This is a genomic window from Wolbachia endosymbiont of Aedes albopictus (assembly GCF_024804185.1).
Taxonomy (GTDB): Bacteria; Pseudomonadota; Alphaproteobacteria; order Rickettsiales; family Anaplasmataceae; genus Wolbachia; species Wolbachia pipientis_B.
Genome location: NZ_CP101657.1, coordinates 559004 through 577073 on the forward strand (window position 1 = coordinate 559004; position 18070 = coordinate 577073).

Below are 18070 nucleotides of genomic sequence, written 5' to 3' on the forward strand. Positions count from 1 at the left end.
ATCATGATATCCAAAAATCCCTTAATTCTTCCAATGTTCCGTTGAATTTGTTCCTATCGCATGCGCCTATCCCTTCTACTTCATGCGGCTTTGGCCCTGTTTGACCGTCAGTATATTGCCATAGAATCCAGTTCCTCCATCCTATTGGTAGTGTTGGCTCTGCTCCCCATTTTGCTAGCCATAGTGGACATTTTGTTAAAGTTGGCGTTGCAAAATCCTCGAGAAAATAAGCACTTCCATAGATCAATGGAAAACGTCCTGTTTCTTCATGAACTTTAGCAACAAAATCTTCCGCTTGTTCTGGCGTTATGTTTTTTCCATTTCGGTTTTCTTCAATATCAAGGGCAAGCAATACTTGAGAATAATCTCCTACTGTTTTCAAAAAATGCTCAGCTTGGTCTTTTCCGTTTTCTCCTACTCCAAAATGGTATGCTCCCCACATCAAACCTTCTTCTTCAGAGGCTTTTCTTCTTTCTGCATATGTTAGATCTATATATTTTAACCCCTGGGTTGCTTTATGAATGACTCCCTGTATCCCATCTTCTTTCGCTAACTTGAAATCTACACTTTCTTCCCAGTGCGATAAATCCACTATCACGTTTACTGATTCTTCTTTATCTGACACTCTCGATAATTCAGCTTCTAATTCTTCTATTGTTGGTAGCGCTGTTTTTATCTCTTCTGGTAGATTTTCAGTAATTTGATACTCTGCTAACCCTATTGGCTTGTTCATGTCACGTAATGCGTACTCGGCTACAACACCAACTTTAGAGCGATAGAGGATAAGACCAATTGATGGGTTATCACCTGGCTGTCTTAATAAATCATCAACTGCTGAAAGGTAAAAATTCATCTTTCCAGTGTATTCTGGCTTGAATTTCCCTGCTTTTAGTTCAATTACAATATAGCAACGAAGCTTAACGTGGTAAAAGAGCAAATCCAAATAGAAATCTCTATCTTCAACCTGTAAATGGTACTGCCTTCCTAAAAATGCAAACCCTTCACCAAGTTCTAAAAGAAAACGTTCTATGTGAGCTACAAGAGCTTTTTCTACTTCCCTTTCATGCGCTTTTTTACCAAGACTCAAAAAATCAAATACGTAAGGATTTTTAAGCGTTTGCTGTGCTAAATCTGATTGAGGCGATGTAAGCTTATTCCTAAAGTTTGTTATTGCTTTACCTTCACGTTTATACAAATTTGTTTCAATTTGCATCGACAAGATATTGCGAGACCAGCCGTGTTCACGCGACTTTTTAGCATACCAAAGTCTTTCTTCTTTGTTTTTAATTTCGTACATTATTACGATATTGTGACCCCAAGGTAATTGGTCAACAGCTTGTTGACGAATTTCGTTTTCGCTATATTCTTCCGCAAACCTTCTCATATACTTTAGATTTTGAATGCTAAACCCCTTCATATCAGGAAAAGCATCTCGCAAATCTTTACTTAGTTGTTCAATAACTTTCGCTCCCCAGCCATATTCTTTTTGCCGTTTTAAGATTTCTGTACCAGTATAATGATAAAGCAAAATAAGTTTACTATTAACCGCAAGCGCTGCTTTATAACGATTAGTAGCAATATAACCTTTCAACTGCTCTAAAAATTCTGTATATTCTTTTCCTATAATTTTTGTCATAGTGTTCCTTTCAACGATTTTTATCATTATATGATCCCTTTATTCGTTGAAATAACAATTTTTCTTTTAGGCTTCACACCTGCGATTTTCAATTCAGATTTAATTCGTTGTCTTAAACTCAATAAGTCATTTATTTGCACCTCTGCATATCTCACCACATGGTCACCATATGCAATTGATACTACTCTTTCGCCACTTTGCAGCTTCTTTATTGCTTATTCAACTTGAATTAAATATTCTTCGTTATACATTTTTCATCCATTTACTTTTCACTATCTTCTTTGATTTTTTACTTTCTGGTTTTTCATTTAGACTACTCCATTTACTCTCTGGCCAACGATCAATTCCAAGCGCAATAGACGCTGCTCTTGCGTAAATTCGGCAATCTAGTACTTCATTTCGATCTCTTATCTTTTGCCACTCTTGTTTGGTATATCCTTTTACTACTTTGGTAATTAGTTGCTCTGCAGTTAGCTGCTTAAAATATTCAGGTGGATACTCCGGAAAATGACAATATCCTGGCGCCCCTTCTGTTAAAACATTAAGTAATTGGAAAAGCTCGGACTTCAATATTGATACCCCAACTGGCCACAGCTTCATTCCTCTCTTTAGCTTTTATCCGCTAACCGTTACATCTACTCTACTTGGCCTGCTAAGTGGCACTAGCGCTTTGTTTGCACCTTTTACTGCCATCAGAGCCTTGATGACCTCTTACCCAGTTGTATACCTCTTGTGTTGCATACCCAGCATCTACCGCCATCATACTTATTATGTATTCAAGACCATTTTCACCGATAAAATGATGACTCAAAAGCTCCGAAAGTTTTTCCCATACATCTAATACCGCTTTAAATGATTCAACCAGACAACTATCACCACAGTAGATTCAATGACCACCTAAAATCCACAGATCTCCTGGTTTTGACACTACTGACTTTTTATCAACCAATTCCACCCCCTCTTTTTCTCCTCTTTCTACTTCTTCTTTTCCATCAATGTTGTTGAGAAAGCGTTGCTAGCTCAAATCCGGTCATTTTAAGGTCAAACTCCAAATCTTCTAACCCTTGAATTTCCACTTTTAAAAGCTCATCGTCCCACTTTGCCCAGTTAGCTGATTGATTGGCTAGTAACCGAAAAGCTTTGGTTTGGGTTTCACTTAAATTATCACTGAGCACCACTGGAATACTTTCCATACCCAGTTTTCTTGCTGCTTTAAGCCTTAAATGACCATCTACCACAGTGCCATCGCTTTTTGCAACTATCGGAATACGAAAACCAAACTCCCGAATTGAAGCGCACATTCTGTTTACTACATCGTCATTCTTGCGAGGGTTACGCTCATATTCAACTAGATTTTCAATAGGATAGTAGTGAATTGCTAAATTCATATAATTACTAGGTGGAGATTCTTGTTAAAAAGTTAACAATCAAAATACGTCTGACGCTAGAGATGGCCCAGGATTTCTCGCCCAAGTCCGCCTGAATAGGGGAAAGGACCCACTTCCTATATATTATCTAGCATATTAAAATCTTTACTAAACGCAAAACATCAATGCCAAAGCATCAGCTTCATTATCGTCTTGAGGGAAAAAACCTTTGCCCATTACAGCTTCAATAACTTCACTTTTGCTTGCATTACCTTTACCCGTGATAAAACGTTTTATCGTCTTCACCGGCACACCTTGATAAGGTATATGATGCTCCTCACACCAAGCAGTTAAAACGGCATAAAAACCACCATAACAATGCGCTGCATCAGTTCCAAGGTGTCGTCTTACTTCCTCAAAATACACCACAGAAATGTCTTTCAAGGAATTAAGCCAATTACTAAAACTTAAAAAGCACATGCCACCTCCGCTGAAACGGCTACCATGAAAGTTTTTGCTCCCACTTTGAATTACTCCGTCTTTGAGAATAGCCCAGCCTGTTTGCTTGCCGAGGTCGAGTGTTAGCATTTGCTATAATTTAAAACTGCAAGTAGCACTAAATATCGTTTGGTTCCTTCAAAATACGCTATAAATGGGTTTTTGTTGGCCAATGACAAGAATCTTATGCTATCTACCTTAATTAGAAGTTAATTTCTTGCTATTATATATATTCACCGAAATTACAAAAACTGTTCACTTTTTTGAAAAAATATTTTACAACGAATAAAAAACGTGATAAACTAAAGTGAGGGTTTTTTTATAACAAGTAAAAGTCTAAAGTAAAAAATAATTTAGAAATGCTTCGTAATCGTATCCGTTCAGGGGTGTGACTTAAGAGACAATAGATAGGAGATTTTGAAAAGGGTTGAGCTTCTTTTGCCTCCAGGTTAGGTACAATGAGATCACCCGTTCAAGAAACATGTTTCCTCGTACTGACTGTGTAAAATACGAATTCTTACGATAGACTACATAATGCCGTATCTGTCGCTCAACATGGTAATGGGATATTCCATGGGTCATCCAAAAATGTCCACATCATTGGCTCGGATTTTATAATACCCTTTACCGTTCGTGAAGCTCCTTTTGCTTCAAGTATATAAGATATTTTTATCATGCAGTACTGTTCGTAATTCTTTGGCTTAACTTTGAAATACTAATTTCATTTTCTGGCAAAGCATTTTTTAATGCAAACAATCCATTAGCTGCATCTTTTAAACAATGGCCAAGTCTCATTATTCCAACTATGAGATAACCTCTCGAAATTTCTCAATAAGTGAGCCCAACAAATTTGTCGTTTTTCATCACTGAAGTGGTTGTAAACTGCATATCTGTCAGTAATTACCAGGTTTTTGTAATCACAAAATGTACTATTCTTTAAAAATTTCATTCCTCTTGTATCTGCTAACTTTTGCTTTATTGTTGGCAAACATCCAGCACCAACCAAGTTTACCCTTAGTGTAATGGCTAGTTTCATCAATATGCAAAACTTTGCTTGCTCTCTCTACTCGTTCATATGCTTCTTTACACTTCGATGCAACCATTGCTTCACTATTGGATATACTGCCAATACTTATATTCAAGTTAAAAATATCCTTCATAATATTTGCTATTTCTCTCTTCGAGTTTTTATAAAACCCACTCAATGCCGTAATTACTGACTTAACTCTAGGGCCAAAGGTATCAGCCTTCTGGTAACTTGCTACTCCTTCTTTTTCCGCATTTACGACAGCGACCATGTTCTCTCAACTACGTAAGGCTTAATTTCTAACTTTTTGATAGACATATGGTTTTTCTGATATTGTGATCTTTTCACCACACTCGCATCTATTTGGTAACTCTACCTTCACCACCTCATCTGCTTCCATTTTAGCTCGGCAATTTCCTTTATGTCCAACTTGACCACCTATCTTCCTGCCGCACTTTGACTTATCTTCTGGTGTGTCTTTTTTTATTTTGTACAGCTCTTTTGAACTTGGTAAAGATGAATTCCTTGAGTTTACCTCTCTCTTAGTTCAGCATTCTCTATTTCTAATTTTTTTCTTCAAGCTTTCTGCTCTAAGTTTTTACATAACTCGACAACACCGATCAACAATTGAAGCATCTAACCTTACATTACTATCAACATTTTGTGTTATTACTACTTTAATATATTATGTCAATTATTTTTTATCCTTGCCACAACCCTGAACGGATACATTTAATCTGGGTTCCAAGTCCCTTATGTATCACACATATGAAGCGATAATATATTGCACATGACCAAGTTTGCCCAAAATTCTTGTAATATGGCCTCTCCAGAAAAATTCTCTAACTCTGCTCCTATTTTGAGTCGTTTCCTCTATGTGCCACCTTAATACATAAGCTTTACTGATATCTTCCAAAGTCTCGATCAAAAAGCTCTGTTTCTCCGTTGGCTAATGTCAGCACTATAACTCCTACTTTCTGTCCTTTCATTTTATTTTTTAGCTTTTCATTTTCCAATATGAAATCAAAATCTAATTCGCCAGCGTTTCCATAGCTTGCTATAATTTCTTTTTTGCAAGCGAAAAATAAAATCTACTTCCAAATCATAATTTTTGAAGATAGCTAGCTTCTGTATTTATTTTAAATTGAAGAAAGCTCAAATGAAAGATCGTGTTTTGCTAAAATCACAGAATACAGTCTGGTTACATTACTCTAGCTACATGCAACAACTTTATTTTCAACGATTTTATTAGCAATAATACGACTTTCACAATCAATATTTATTATATCAGATAGTGAATTAATATCAGTGTAACTATCAAAACCTTCCATTGTTGATTCCACTATCTCTACTATTTTTAAAAAGCCAATTCGTGACTTCAAAAATTCATTAACAGCTATTTCATTTGCAGCATTGAGCACAATACTGTTTGTTTGTGGAGCAGAAGAGTTTAACACTGCCATGCTAAGCTTTAGCGCAGGAAAACGCTTATGGTCTGGTTCTTGAAAGGTCAATTTTCCTTGCTTTGTTAAATCTAATTTACGATTTAAAGCTGATCTTTCTGGCCAAGACAAAGCATATGAAATAAGAATTGCCATGTCATTTTCTGCAAGCACAGCAAAGTTGAAACCATCCTGATAGACTACAATTCCATGTACTATTGACTCAGGATGCACTACTGCTTCAATTTTACTCGGACTGATATTAAACAAGTTATGTGCTTCTATTATCTCTAGTGCCTTATTCATCATTGTTGCACTATCAACTGAGATTTTCCTTCCCATATTCCAAGTGGGGTGACTAAGCGCCTGATCTACCATGACATTTCTTAATTGCTCAGAACTATAGTTTAAGAATGGTCCACCAGAAGCAGTAAGTATGATCTTTTCTACGCATTTGTCGTCATTTTGCAAAACTTGAAAAATTGCGTTGTGTTCAGAATCGATAGGGATTATTTGTACGTTTTTTTCTTTAGCTTTTTTGAGTAATAACTTTCCACCGCAAACAATGCTTTCTTTGTTCGCTAGTGCAATGACTTTAGTGCCACTTTCTATGACTTCTATAACTGGCACAAGGCCTGCAATACCAACTATTGCAATAACTGAGAGATCAACGGGTAGGGAAGCAACATTTAATAGACCTTCAGCGCCAATTGCTATTTTTATATCCGTACCAAGTAGGTTTTCTCTTAAATCTTTGTAAAACCTTTCATCGGAGATAGCAACGTATTTTGCTTTCAGCAGTTTTGCTTGGTGTGCCAGTAGAGCAAAATCTGAATGGGCACTGAGTGCTTCCACTTGGTATTCTTCTTTTCTCTTTGAGAGCAAATCTACAGTCTTTTTTCCAACACTTCCTGTTGATCCTAAAACTGAAACCTTTTTCACTAAGACAAACTCACAACAATAGCAACTTTTCTTATTAGGTCTTCTCGCATACTATTCGGCAGTTTTTAAGCGTTTAACCAAGTTCAGGTCCGTGGTCATTGCCAACAGACGGTGAAGGACCAGGTGAAAAAGATTGACCATGGTGATCACCTGCATCATGCATGTCTTGCAAACCATCAGCATTATGAGCTATTTCGTTATTGGCATGAGGGTAATCATCTGAGTGATGTCCATCATCACCATGAGCCATATCCATTCCTTCTGATGGCATATCTTCCCCACCTCCACCTGAAAAATATTCTGCAAGGCCTTCAAGAAATTTTATGCCAAACATATTACCTGATTTTCCAAACAGTGTTACTAAACTACTACCACTTACCAAACCTTCAAACACGTTACTATAAGCAGCAATCGCCCCTTCATGAAAGTTGAACAACCATTTCATTCCATCCACGACTGTTGAAACAGAGTCACTATGACCAAGACCAAAACCACTTTTCTCACCAGCGGCTTCTTGGTGTTGCTGCTGCGCTTGCCATTCTGCAATATTTGGACCTTGAGCTTCACTCATAAATTTTTACTCTCAACCTTAAGCTATTATTTTATCACAAATATTGCAAAATATCAATAGAGCTTTTGAATGTAGCTAATACAAACAATTTCTGCCATCCTATATATAGCTAAACTGACTTACGACAATTTGAAAAACGACAAATTCGTCATTCCGCTACTAGTTAGCGGAATCTATGCCGAGATACCTCGAATGAATCGCGGTATGACGTGTTGCTTGGGTCAGCTATAAGATCCAGTTTGAAAAAATCCGAATTCCAATGTCTGCTACCTTATATAACGAATGAATTTCTTTATATATTCGTTATTAGTATTTTGTATTTCCTGAACAGTTCCATGGGAAATGATCTCCCCTTCATATAACACTGCTATTTTATCAGCTATTTTAAATGCGCTATGAATATCATGTGTAATCGTGATAATTGTAGGGTTAAGATCTCTAGATAATTTTACTATTATCTCGTTTACTATATCTGACATAATCGGGTCCAATCCTGAAGTTGGCTCATCTAATATGATGATTTCTGGATTGTGTGCAATAGCCCTTGCAAGTGCTACTCTTTTTTTCATTCCACCTGATAGCTCTATTGGAAACATATCTGCTATGCTTTCCTCCAGTCCAACATCATTTAGCTTCTCGATTGCTAGCTGTTTTGCCTCCTTTTTGCTGATATTAAAGCGCTTTTTATAATTAAAAGATATATTTTCCCACACTGTAACGTAGTCAAATAAAGCGGAATTTTGAAATAAAACCCCAAATTTATTTTTGCTTTTACTATTTATTTTAACAGACCCTGAGTCTGGAGCAAGCAAGCCGATAATTGTTTTTGTTAGTACAGATTTGCCGCTTCCTGAGCCGCCAAGTATGACTAATGATTCCCCTTTTAATATATTGAAACTTAGATCTTTTAGTACTGTCCTATCATCAAAAGATAAGCTTAAGTTCAATATTGATATTATGGGGTTACGCATGTATCAAAGTAATCATGTAGTTTGCTAAAATGATCAGTATGGACGATAAAACAACAGTTGATGTTGTAGCAACACCTACTCCTCGTGCACCTTCTTTGCAATGGTAACCGTAATAGCAACTTGAGACAGAAATTATGGCGCCAAAAGCAATTGCTTTTATTAGCCCAACAATAAAATCGTGCATATTAAAGAACTGAGCTGTGTATTTAATGTATATATTAAAATTGTGGTTAAATTCGAAGACTGCAGTGATACATCCTCCAAATATTCCTATTAAATCTGCACATACTGTAAGTATGGGAAATACTATGATTGACGCTAAAATCCTTGGTGCAATTAAATATTTGAAAGGGTTGATGTTCAAAGTTGTAAGGGCATCTATTTGCTCGGTGATGCGCATTGTACCAATTTCTGCCGCAATTGATGATCCAACCTTTCCTACCATTATTAAGCTGATCAAAACTGGTCCTAACTCTTTAATGATAGTGATCGTAACAAGTTTGGGTATTATTTGCTCTTGGTTAATTAATGAGTCACTCAAGCTGCTTTGTAAAACTATTGCCGCTCCTATGAAAACTCCAGTGAGCCCAACAATTGGCAGAGAGAAAAAGCCTATCTCTATAATTTGTCTTGCTACGTTGCTAAAATAATATGGCGGCACAAAGCAGTGGTATAGAGATTGAATAAAAAATATGAATGCACTACCAAGCCTTAACAAAAAATTGATAAAGTACCTACCGATTATTCTAACACTATTTATATCAAAAAAGCTCACTTTGTATTCGTTTTAGCTAGAGTTACTGATTTTATTAAAATTTTTATTAACTTTATCGCAAAGTATAGCTGAGATATGTTTTAAGTTCAATAGCTAACGTAACTTTACCTTATACCGCACACAACTATACGAACGTTTATCTTTCTAAAAGCAATTTGCATAGCAAATGATGCCATTCCAGCGCGTGACGCTGGAATCTTGTTTCAATGTTAAACAAAATACCATAGAGTTCAAGAAGACAATTCCTAGAAAATTTCTGCATCCAAAAAAAGGCATAAGTCATGTTGATGCTGTTTGAATGAGCTGACATAAAGATAAGCCAAATTTTTACAAAGAAAACATTTCAAGCAGCAAGACACCTTTAATCGAAAGAGAGCACCAAATTTATGGGGTGAGCAACTGCGCTACCACTAAATCAACAAATCTATAATAGGAGGCTATGAAAACGCCAAAACTGACATTAGTATGTGATATATATGAGTTAACAAATAAAGATAGAAAGAATATTCAAAAGCTAGCAAGAGAAATAGAGGAAGGGAGAGGTGTTGCAGAAAAATTTAGAAGTAGAATATTCAAAAAGTCCAGCTATAACGCAAGCACGATTCTCTTAGCGAAAATAGCTTACAAATATCAGGGTAGAGAGGAGACACTTGGTAGACCAACTGACTCCAAGACGAACAGTTTTCATGCTAATAGGTTTTTGTTGCTGGAAATGGTTGCATCGTTTAAATTTATTAATGTTATATACTACCAAATTAATAGCTGCTCATTTAAGAACCTCATTCAACTTTACCTAACTCGACACATATACTTTTTGAAACATTGCTGCAAGTAGAAAAAAACAGGTTACCCACCTTAACTTCTTTAAATTTGTTTACAATCTCTACTTGACGCATAAGGTTTTTGTTACACTCCTTTCATCCACCGATTACCTCTACCTACTGCCTCTACCATTGCTACAATCATAAACTCTATTCACTCCATCAATTTCATCCAATGCAGATTGTGGACCAAAATCAATTGATATCACTCTTTCTCCGCCTAATTGTAATGCTCCCCCACCTCCACGCTGTGGATATTGGAGTTCTAAAAATTGTAATAGTAATGGATCAATTTCATGTTGAATTCCTGGATGATCTTGAATCAATCTACCCCTAGGAGAAGATAGAGGATCATTTTGGAATAATTGTGAAATATTTCTTCTCCGATTTTTAAAGTATTGTTCATTTCTTTGAGATTGTCTAGCGTCATTTCCAATGCCTGCACTAAGAAGACCATGTATATAACCTATAATACCTTCACCTTTTTCTCCAAAGTTATTATTTCCCTGTAAAGCTTGATCAATAGCTTGGTTAATATCCCTAGCGTTTTCGTATGCCCATATGCCACAATTATGGTCATCTGTTTGCTGATGAACAGAAACATTATGGACATTATCATCGTTAATATCACATTCTCTTAAAGCTCCTCGAATATTATTGTCAATACCACTATCTGGACCAAGTGAATCAGCATAATACCCATAATAATTTCCATTTTGGTGGACAATAACTAATGTAACCCAATGACGATTACCTACATTAATAATAGCAATTAATCTATCTTTTTCATCCGAATCTACTTTTTGTTTAAAGTTATCTATGTGACTACTTAATAAGCCCCTACCTGTTAGGTCATTTTGATTTTCATCAACTCCTACTGAAGTTATTGCAAAATCATGACGATCATTAGTTGGATTAGATCGATCATCATGGAAAGTATATTGTCGTGCAGCGAAAAACATGTCATGAGTTTGTAGCCAATAACGAAAATTTTGATTTTCTGTTGCAAAGTCTAGTGCAAGTAGATTATGCACATCTTCTATTTCACGAGCGTTGTTTCTACGAAGGATAGCGTTTATTTGGTGTAATATTTCTTGTGCTGTAAGTGTTTCATCTGTACCAAACCTTAATCTCCTTATGATCCGTTCTTTATTGCCTTCAAGATAACGAACCGCAACCCATCGATTATTACCTAGGTCAAGTAATGGAATCGAGGATTGTTTTTGATTGCCTTGAAAATAATCTATTAATCTCTTCCTGGTTATATCTGATAATAATTCTTCTGGCGGATTTTCATCAATAACACTTTCAGGTCCCACTAATATTCCTGGTCTTGAGTCACGACCACCACGATCAAGTCTATGTACATACTCTTCTCTTCCTATTCCTTCTGGAATAGATATCAGACCTTCTACTCTCCCTGCACCTGCATTAAATACAGCAGAAGATAAAACCACCTCATTTCCAGGAGTAATAGGCAAATATCCCCTTTGCTTGTTCATAAGTTCTTTTATTCGATCTTTTGCGTTATTCTCCTTTTGTGCTACTTCTTCTGCATTATCAGCAAATCCTAATACATATACAATCGGATGAGTATCTGCTGTAGGTTGTCTTAATAATAAAAGGTCTAATCTCTGTTCTGTAATTCTTGTGAGTATTACCCTTTCTCCTTCTTCTTCCTGACCCCTTTTCAAACTATATGTTTGACCAACTTTATAAATAGCAAACACTTTATCAGGATCGTCACTAGCATAAAATACACCATGTAACATAGACCTAAACTTGTCATTGCTATCTACATCTATTATTGCATCACCGTTCATATTCTCTGGCATTAATACTCTAGAAATAGCCATCAGTAATACTCTATGCTGATCTCTATTTTGCCAGCCATTATTCATAACTTGATTCAAAGCATTATGTACATTTTCAGCATTAGGCACTTGTATAAGATCACCAGCAAGAAAATTATTTGCATTTTGGTAATCGTGATATAAACCAAGGTCATTTGGTTGATCAATATCTAGCTCAAATTGGTCATTAAGTATGCATGAAACTTCCCATACATGAACATTATTTCCATTAATATTAAGATTTTCTAAATTGATTGCTCCTTGTTGTTGCACATTGTAAGCTCTAACGTCAAGTATGACTATAGGCAAACCTTGAACATGAAAGACCATAGTTAAACATCTTCTTAAATCTGGATCATCATATCTGAATATGTGTTTTGTTGCCTGCAACCTACTTCTTTTTCCATTCCTTTGTATTGGTATATACCCATTATCAAAAGCACTACTCCCAAAAGCAAAACCAGTTATACAATCAAATATTCTATTATAATTCTCTGCATTCCTTGGTATTTCACCAGGAAGATGTTGAAGTAAGAAATCTCTAATATTCTCTCCAACCTCTTCATCTTCTATATACTCAAACAATCTTTGTACTAAAGGAAATCTATTCTCTAAAAACTCTACTGTATCAACACTAAAAGGATCTATATTTAGATTAAAATTTAATCCAATACAAACAGCATTTCTTGATTCAGTATGAATAGATATAAATGAAGAAGCATGTAATCTTTTAGCATCACCTCTAGCGCGGTTTAATGCAATATCAGACGATGTCCTCCATCTAGTAACATTAATAACGATAGGAATGTTTTCTCTCTCTGCCTGATGACGTACAAGAAAAGCAACATATGAATTTCCAGGAGACAAGTCAAGGTCAATATCTATTGTGTAGAGATGACTAAAATTTGCTAACAAACCTAAGAAAAATCCGTGACTCTCAAACTTTTGATTGCGATTTTGAATGTCATTTTGTAGGCTGCCTAGGTAATTACGATAGATTCGAGTTATGTATGGCAAAATTCCTTCATTTATTCCACGTTCTACATTTATTCTTTGGTTACTTGCTAGCACTTCCATAAAATTGAAAATCCCTTGCTGACCTGGTGCAACTTGCACAAAATTGACCAAATGACCAAGCTGTACTCTCTGATCTTGATTGAGTCGTATACTTCCTATTTCCTTAACTGTCAACACACTGCGTGGCGCAGGCGCATTAATTCCCCTAAGCCTATTGCGTTCTATATGCCTCAGAAGGCTAATCTCAGACGCTGAATATTTAGCAAATCTATCTCTACCTTGAGAATCTTTTTCACGAATCACCTCGAATACTGTTGCAATCGCCTCTCCCTGACTCTTACCCTTTCCATGCATGCATACTTTGTATTGCTCAAAATTTAGGTCTTCTTCCCTTAAATTTGGATTTTGCCGTATAATTTCTTGTACTAGAGAATCTCTCTCCCTTGTACTGAACCTCAACCCATCACTATTAGGACGATCAGAAATGCTGTAACACCTGACAACTTGCTGTCCGTCACGATAAACAGCAACTTTTAGGTTTCCTGTATTTCTATTTCTACCACCTGTATCAATACCATGATTATCAAAACGAAAATAGACTTTCTCATCTGTATTCAAAATGCCTGCATCATGAGCAGTAGCAAACATACTAAAAAAGAATACAGGAAGAAAACGACCTGCATTCACATAATGCAAGAAAGATGGACATTGATCTAAAAAGGATTCAAACTCTTGTCTAAAACCATCAAGATCTCCATCCACTAAACTTCTTACTAAAGACACAAAGCACCTCTCTATTTGCTAAGACCAGAAAAACCACTTACATTAATGAGTAGACTAGATTCTTCTTTTCTTATGAGACCCAAAAATACCACTCACACTAGGAGCTTCAAACTCAGACTGTGGGCCATCATCAAGTGGCAAAGATACCTTAGATTGAGACCGCAAATTATTCCAAGGACCATCACCTACAGAAGGTAAAGTTACCTTCTCTAACTGAAGAAATAACTCTTCTGCAAACTTGCCGTAATCTACACCTTTCTTCTTTCCTTCCCTACCACATATTCTAAGGTTTTCTATCATGACTTCTTTAAAAAGGTCAAACTTTTCAGGAAAGCAACTTTTAGCAAATGATATTATATCTAATATTTCTTCTTTCTCTATTTCCCTATCGGGCTTACAAACATCTTCTCGTTTCCAATTAATGATTAATCCCCCAAGTACACTCTTTATAGGAACTGTATAATTAGAAGTATTAACAGAGGTCTCTCTGTATTCAGTAAAGCGTTCACATTTCCAAATCTCCATAATAAGGGATCTAGCTTGAACACTTAACTCAGGATTTTTCAACATCACATTTGAAAGTGAATAAAGAAAAAGTTCATAGTCTCGCTGTGAGAATATCTTGTCCGAACAGTCTCCTCCTGCTGAAACGCCTTTATAACACCAGCACTGTACCAAATCATGAACCGTATCAAAAAAACATGACTCTATTAATTCAGCAAGAAGGGAATATACTCCCTTATCTTTCCGCAGCAATTTCTGTAAAAGAGTATCTTTATCGACTATCTTATTTATACAAAAATCTAAAATAGGAGCATCTTTCTCAACAGATTGAGGACGAGAAAGAGCAATAATAGCTTCTGTAAGTTTCTTTTCCTTATCTTCTTCTTTTAAATGATTATAAAAATACTCTACCCCTTCGCTCCATTCAAGTTTTACAGCACTGTCAAAACCTTCTGACGCGTTACTTGGTTGCTTTAATCCCCCAGATTCTCTATCGATCCAGAAACTTAATACAGGATCTTCCCTTTTCATACCGTTCAACAGTGAGTTTCTTATGTATATGTCAGTTACAGGGTTACCATAACCATCAACTGCATTCGAGGAAAAACTACCTTTGTAAGATTCAAACTGCTCTTGAAAGAGATGGTGAATTTTATCTACTACGCAATACCTACAAGCTATATCATATTCTGAAAGTGGATTATCTATTTCACCTATTTTTTCTTCAGTAAACCTTTGACCTAAAGCAGCATTATTTAATCTTATACCTGACCAGCAGTCTTCATCTTGGAACACTTCATGCAAAAACCTCAGCTTATCATCTTTAAAGTATTTTATGTGCTCCATAAAGTTATCTTGAAGGACTCCCACCCATCTCTTGATAGCTGACTTTCTCCCGGCAGCAACTGTTGGATCTGGATGTTTAACAGCTTCCTGTAATTTTTTGGACATCGTAGCCCGAAGCTCTTTCTGTGTTGGCATTAACCCCTCCTATTAAGTATTTATATAAAAAAGGCATTGTACAGATATTAGAATGGATTGCAATATCTAGAATAAAGGGTTTAATAAAAAAACGTTATGGCTAAAACTTCTTTTCTTGAATTTTCTCAATATAATCAACAGAAAGACCAGTAGTTTGAGTTATAATGTCAATAGAAACTCCTGCTTTAAGTAGATTCCTTGCGACCTCAATTTTCTCTGCTTCTCTGCCTTTTTCATGACCGATTTGGATTGTGTATTAAATCAAAGCCGCAAGGCTATAATGAGCAAGCTGTCAATTGGATTGATTGATAGAAATCGTAGGCACACTCCTAGCTTTGAAAAATGGAGTACGAACGGTAGGGGGATCTAAAAGATCGAATCACAATCCTGTACAGCATTTACATTATTATTTGATTATATTTATAGGTACAAAAATGGCTAGAACAGTTTTCATTGGTATTGATGTTTCAAAAGAAACACTTAATCAACAACAAACATCAGCGTATAGAAAATGTAGAAAGAGCTATATCTGAGTTTTAAAGTCAATTAGATATCCACATTCATCCACTTGGTCATTATAAAACGTTTGAAGATAACGTACAAGCTATTGATCAAGTACTCAACTTTTTACGTTTACATAATGTTACCAGAGTTGGACTTGAAGCAACCGGTGGGTACGAAAAATTATGTGCTTATACTTTACTAAACCATGGTTTCAAAGTATATGTCATTCAACCTAGATGGGTTAGAGACTATGCAAAAAGCCTTGATGTAGTGAATTATCAACTAGGTAATGTAATGGACGACAGATACGTAAGGATACAATCACATTTAATAGGGGCTTTATCCATGCTATCTTTCCTAATTTTCTGTACTTTATTCGATTAGATAAGCCGACCTGTGCCAATTGACACCAGCACTATTTCTTCATTAGGGAAAAGTTTTTTGCTATTTGCATACGCACAAGCCGCTGGATTATTGGCAAACACTCCTCCATCTACTAACACTCTTTTCTCTTGCTTAACTTCTAAATACTTAGGTGCAAAGTATGTTGGTGCTGCTGTTGTGGCTCTAAGTGCATCTTTTAACTTGATGAAATTCCTGTTTTCTCTCCAACTTTTAAGGAAAAATGGTAGGGTCGAGAACTGGCGCGCCTACTTTAGGGTTTGGTGGCTGATCCATTATTTTCATACTGGGCCTCAATCCAAATTTCCATATTCACGTTTCCAGCTCCCGCCTCATCAAACGCAGCATGCGATTTTCCCGCACTACGCTTTCCTAGTAGTTTCTTTACCAAAATTTATAACATATTGTGCTGGTAAGGCTTTCTGAATGTAATACCTTATTCTATAGTCTGAATAAAGATCTAGAGTTTTATATATCCATTCACTACTCCATCTCTTCCAGCCAAATCCTTTCTTTGCTTTTCTGGCTCTCATTAGATTGCGTCTTATTTTCTTCTCTACCCAATGTTTGACGTAACTAAAGCTTCGATTTGCGTTTCCAATCCTAAAGTAGTTTGTCCACCCTCTCAATATCGGATTAATGATATGAATCACTTTTCCTATTGGTTGCGATTTATAACAGCGGAATACTTCCTTCAATTTTTGAAGTAGGTTTGTTCGTGCTTTCATCTTGGGTGTTATCCTCACATTCCATTTTCCTTGTTGTGTGATGTTCTGTTGAAAATCAAATCCTAGGAAGCTGAATGTCCCTTTTTCTTTAAGATTAATCACTTTTGTCTTTTCTTCGTTTACTTCTACTTCTATTTTTGCTAATTCTTCTTGTAACCTTTTGTGCACTGATTTTTCAAGCCATTCCCATTTCTGGTGTCCATCTATCAGTATCATTAGATCGTCTGCCCATCTAGCGTATTCTATATGTTGATATTTTCCTTCTTTAGTCACCTCTTTTGCCTTCTCTAGCATTTTATCCACTTCATTGAGGTATATATTGCTTAGTAGTGGTGAAAGTGGTGATCCTTGTGCTATTCCTCGTTTCCCTCCCACTTTGAGAATTAGCTTGATCAAGTGCATGATTTCTTTATCGTTTACCCTTTTGGAAATCTTTTCCATAAGAATATGATGTCGCACATTATCAAAGTAGGACTTTAGGTCTACGTCAATAACTTTTGTATTGCCTTTGATTGCTGCTTTCGCTACCCTGCTTATTGCTTCATGCGCTTTTCTCTTAGGTCTATATCCATATGATCCGTCCTGAAAGTCAGATTCGAATATTGGTTCAATTATTAGCTTTAGTGCGCTTTGCACTATTCTATCCCGAATGCAGGGTATGTTCAACGCTCTGAGTTTTCCTCCAGCTTTTGGTATTTCCTTTCTACGGTTCCTATTTGGGCTATAGGTCTTGGTTATTAGTTCACGTCTGATTTGTTGAAGATACTTCTCTAAGCCTTCTGCTTCTATCGATTCGAACGTCACCTTATCAATTCCTGGTGCCCCATTACTCTTCTTTGTCAGCTTATATGCTTCTTCTAGCGTCTCCATCTTACATACGTGAACATAGATTCCCCAGAATCGCCATTCCGGTTTTGCCTTCGCTTTGGTATATATCTTCCTTCTCAGGTCTTGTAATTTAATTGGCATTTTTATCATTTTTACCTTTACCTCCCTTTTGTTAAAAGATTCCTACTAGTAGGGTGCCTTTGCTCCATGAGCGTTACCTCACTTCGTCACTACTACACACCCACCCGCCACCCTTTCATCTTCAGTTCATTTCCTGTTTCCAGTTATAGAACCTACCACTCCAAGGTATTTCTCCTTGGGATGAGGAGGGCTTCTCCAGTTGCCTCGTATGCCCTTATTATCATGTCATCACTACCACCCCGCTAAAGTAGATATGCTGTATCATTCGTATTTCAGCTA

General features: G+C 36.3%; 11 protein-coding genes and 8 pseudogenes. 2 read left to right on the plus strand and 17 right to left on the minus strand.

Annotated features, from left to right (window positions below; all coding sequences use genetic code 11):
• Position 1: 1 nt before the first annotated feature.
• From NHG98_RS02850 to NHG98_RS02905, 12 genes and pseudogenes are all read right to left on the minus strand, one after another.
• Positions 2 to 625, minus strand: a complete 624-nt coding sequence (locus tag NHG98_RS02850) for a glycoside hydrolase family 25 protein (protein ID WP_259245575.1) — start codon at positions 623 to 625, stop codon at positions 2 to 4.
• Positions 608 to 1636 (minus strand): annotated as a pseudogene (locus NHG98_RS02855) (PDDEXK nuclease domain-containing protein); the annotation flags it as partial. The pseudogene NHG98_RS02855 and the gene NHG98_RS02850, both read right to left, overlap by 18 nt.
• A gap of 26 nt (positions 1637 to 1662) precedes the next feature.
• On the minus strand, positions 1663 to 1848 hold the full coding sequence (locus NHG98_RS02860) for a hypothetical protein (protein ID WP_259245576.1): 186 nt from the start codon (positions 1846 to 1848) through the stop codon (positions 1663 to 1665).
• A gap of 31 nt (positions 1849 to 1879) precedes the next feature.
• Positions 1880 to 2474: pseudogene (locus NHG98_RS02865) on the minus strand (terminase gpA endonuclease subunit); the annotation flags it as partial.
• Positions 2448 to 3024, minus strand: a pseudogene (locus tag NHG98_RS02870) (ParB N-terminal domain-containing protein); the annotation flags it as partial. The pseudogenes NHG98_RS02865 and NHG98_RS02870, both read right to left, overlap by 27 nt.
• A gap of 147 nt (positions 3025 to 3171) precedes the next feature.
• Positions 3172 to 3591, minus strand: coding sequence for a crossover junction endodeoxyribonuclease RuvC (locus tag NHG98_RS02875; protein ID WP_410543656.1), 420 nt, complete (start codon positions 3589 to 3591; stop codon positions 3172 to 3174).
• A gap of 303 nt (positions 3592 to 3894) precedes the next feature.
• A pseudogene (gene tnpC / locus NHG98_RS02880) lies at positions 3895 to 5152 on the minus strand (IS66 family transposase).
• Positions 5153 to 5284: 132 nt separating this feature from the next.
• A pseudogene (locus tag NHG98_RS02885) lies at positions 5285 to 5647 on the minus strand (IS4-like element ISWosp8 family transposase); the annotation flags it as partial.
• A gap of 92 nt (positions 5648 to 5739) precedes the next feature.
• Entirely contained in the window at positions 5740 to 6912 is a 1173-nt protein-coding gene (dxr, locus tag NHG98_RS02890; RefSeq protein ID WP_096617363.1) for a 1-deoxy-D-xylulose-5-phosphate reductoisomerase, read from the minus strand.
• 73 nt (positions 6913 to 6985) lie between these two features.
• Positions 6986 to 7483 carry a hypothetical protein gene (locus NHG98_RS02895; protein ID WP_096617361.1) on the minus strand — a complete coding sequence of 166 codons (498 nt, stop codon included), beginning with the start codon at positions 7481 to 7483 and terminating at the stop codon, positions 6986 to 6988.
• A 266-nt stretch (positions 7484 to 7749) separates the two neighbouring features.
• The gene (locus NHG98_RS02900) at positions 7750 to 8454 is read right to left on the minus strand and encodes an ABC transporter ATP-binding protein (RefSeq protein WP_096617359.1); all 705 of its coding nucleotides are present in this window, start codon (positions 8452 to 8454) and stop codon (positions 7750 to 7752) included.
• A complete protein-coding gene (locus NHG98_RS02905) occupies positions 8447 to 9229 on the minus strand; it encodes an MlaE family ABC transporter permease (protein ID WP_096617357.1) in 783 nt (260 codons plus the stop codon). Before NHG98_RS02905 ends, NHG98_RS02900 begins: the two co-directional genes overlap by 8 nt.
• 439 nt (positions 9230 to 9668) lie before the next feature.
• Between NHG98_RS02905 and NHG98_RS02910 the strand changes: the two genes are divergently transcribed.
• Positions 9669 to 10064, plus strand: a complete 396-nt coding sequence (locus NHG98_RS02910) for a hypothetical protein (protein ID WP_096676709.1) — start codon at positions 9669 to 9671, stop codon at positions 10062 to 10064.
• Between the two features lie 99 nt (positions 10065 to 10163).
• Here NHG98_RS02910 and NHG98_RS02915 read toward each other — a convergent pair whose 3' ends face one another.
• From NHG98_RS02915 to NHG98_RS02925, 3 genes and pseudogenes are all read right to left on the minus strand, one after another.
• Positions 10164 to 13703, minus strand: coding sequence for a C48 family peptidase (locus NHG98_RS02915; protein ID WP_310437606.1), 3540 nt, complete (start codon positions 13701 to 13703; stop codon positions 10164 to 10166).
• A gap of 54 nt (positions 13704 to 13757) precedes the next feature.
• Positions 13758 to 15188, minus strand: a complete 1431-nt coding sequence (locus NHG98_RS02920) for a cytoplasmic incompatibility factor CifA (RefSeq protein ID WP_096617583.1) — start codon at positions 15186 to 15188, stop codon at positions 13758 to 13760.
• A gap of 100 nt (positions 15189 to 15288) precedes the next feature.
• A pseudogene (locus tag NHG98_RS02925) lies at positions 15289 to 15438 on the minus strand (Rpn family recombination-promoting nuclease/putative transposase); the annotation flags it as partial.
• A gap of 184 nt (positions 15439 to 15622) precedes the next feature.
• Between NHG98_RS02925 and NHG98_RS06530 the strand changes: the two are divergent.
• A pseudogene (locus NHG98_RS06530) lies at positions 15623 to 15953 on the plus strand (IS110 family transposase); the annotation flags it as partial.
• 58 nt (positions 15954 to 16011) lie between these two features.
• Here the strand turns inward: NHG98_RS06530 and NHG98_RS02935 are convergent.
• Both NHG98_RS02935 and ltrA read right to left on the minus strand, forming a co-directional pair.
• A pseudogene (locus NHG98_RS02935) lies at positions 16012 to 16318 on the minus strand (patatin-like phospholipase family protein); the annotation flags it as partial.
• Positions 16319 to 16456: 138 nt separating this feature from the next.
• A complete protein-coding gene (ltrA, locus tag NHG98_RS02940; protein WP_096617943.1) occupies positions 16457 to 17800 on the minus strand; it encodes a group II intron reverse transcriptase/maturase in 1344 nt (447 codons plus the stop codon).
• Between the last annotated feature and the right edge of the window lie 270 nt (positions 17801 to 18070).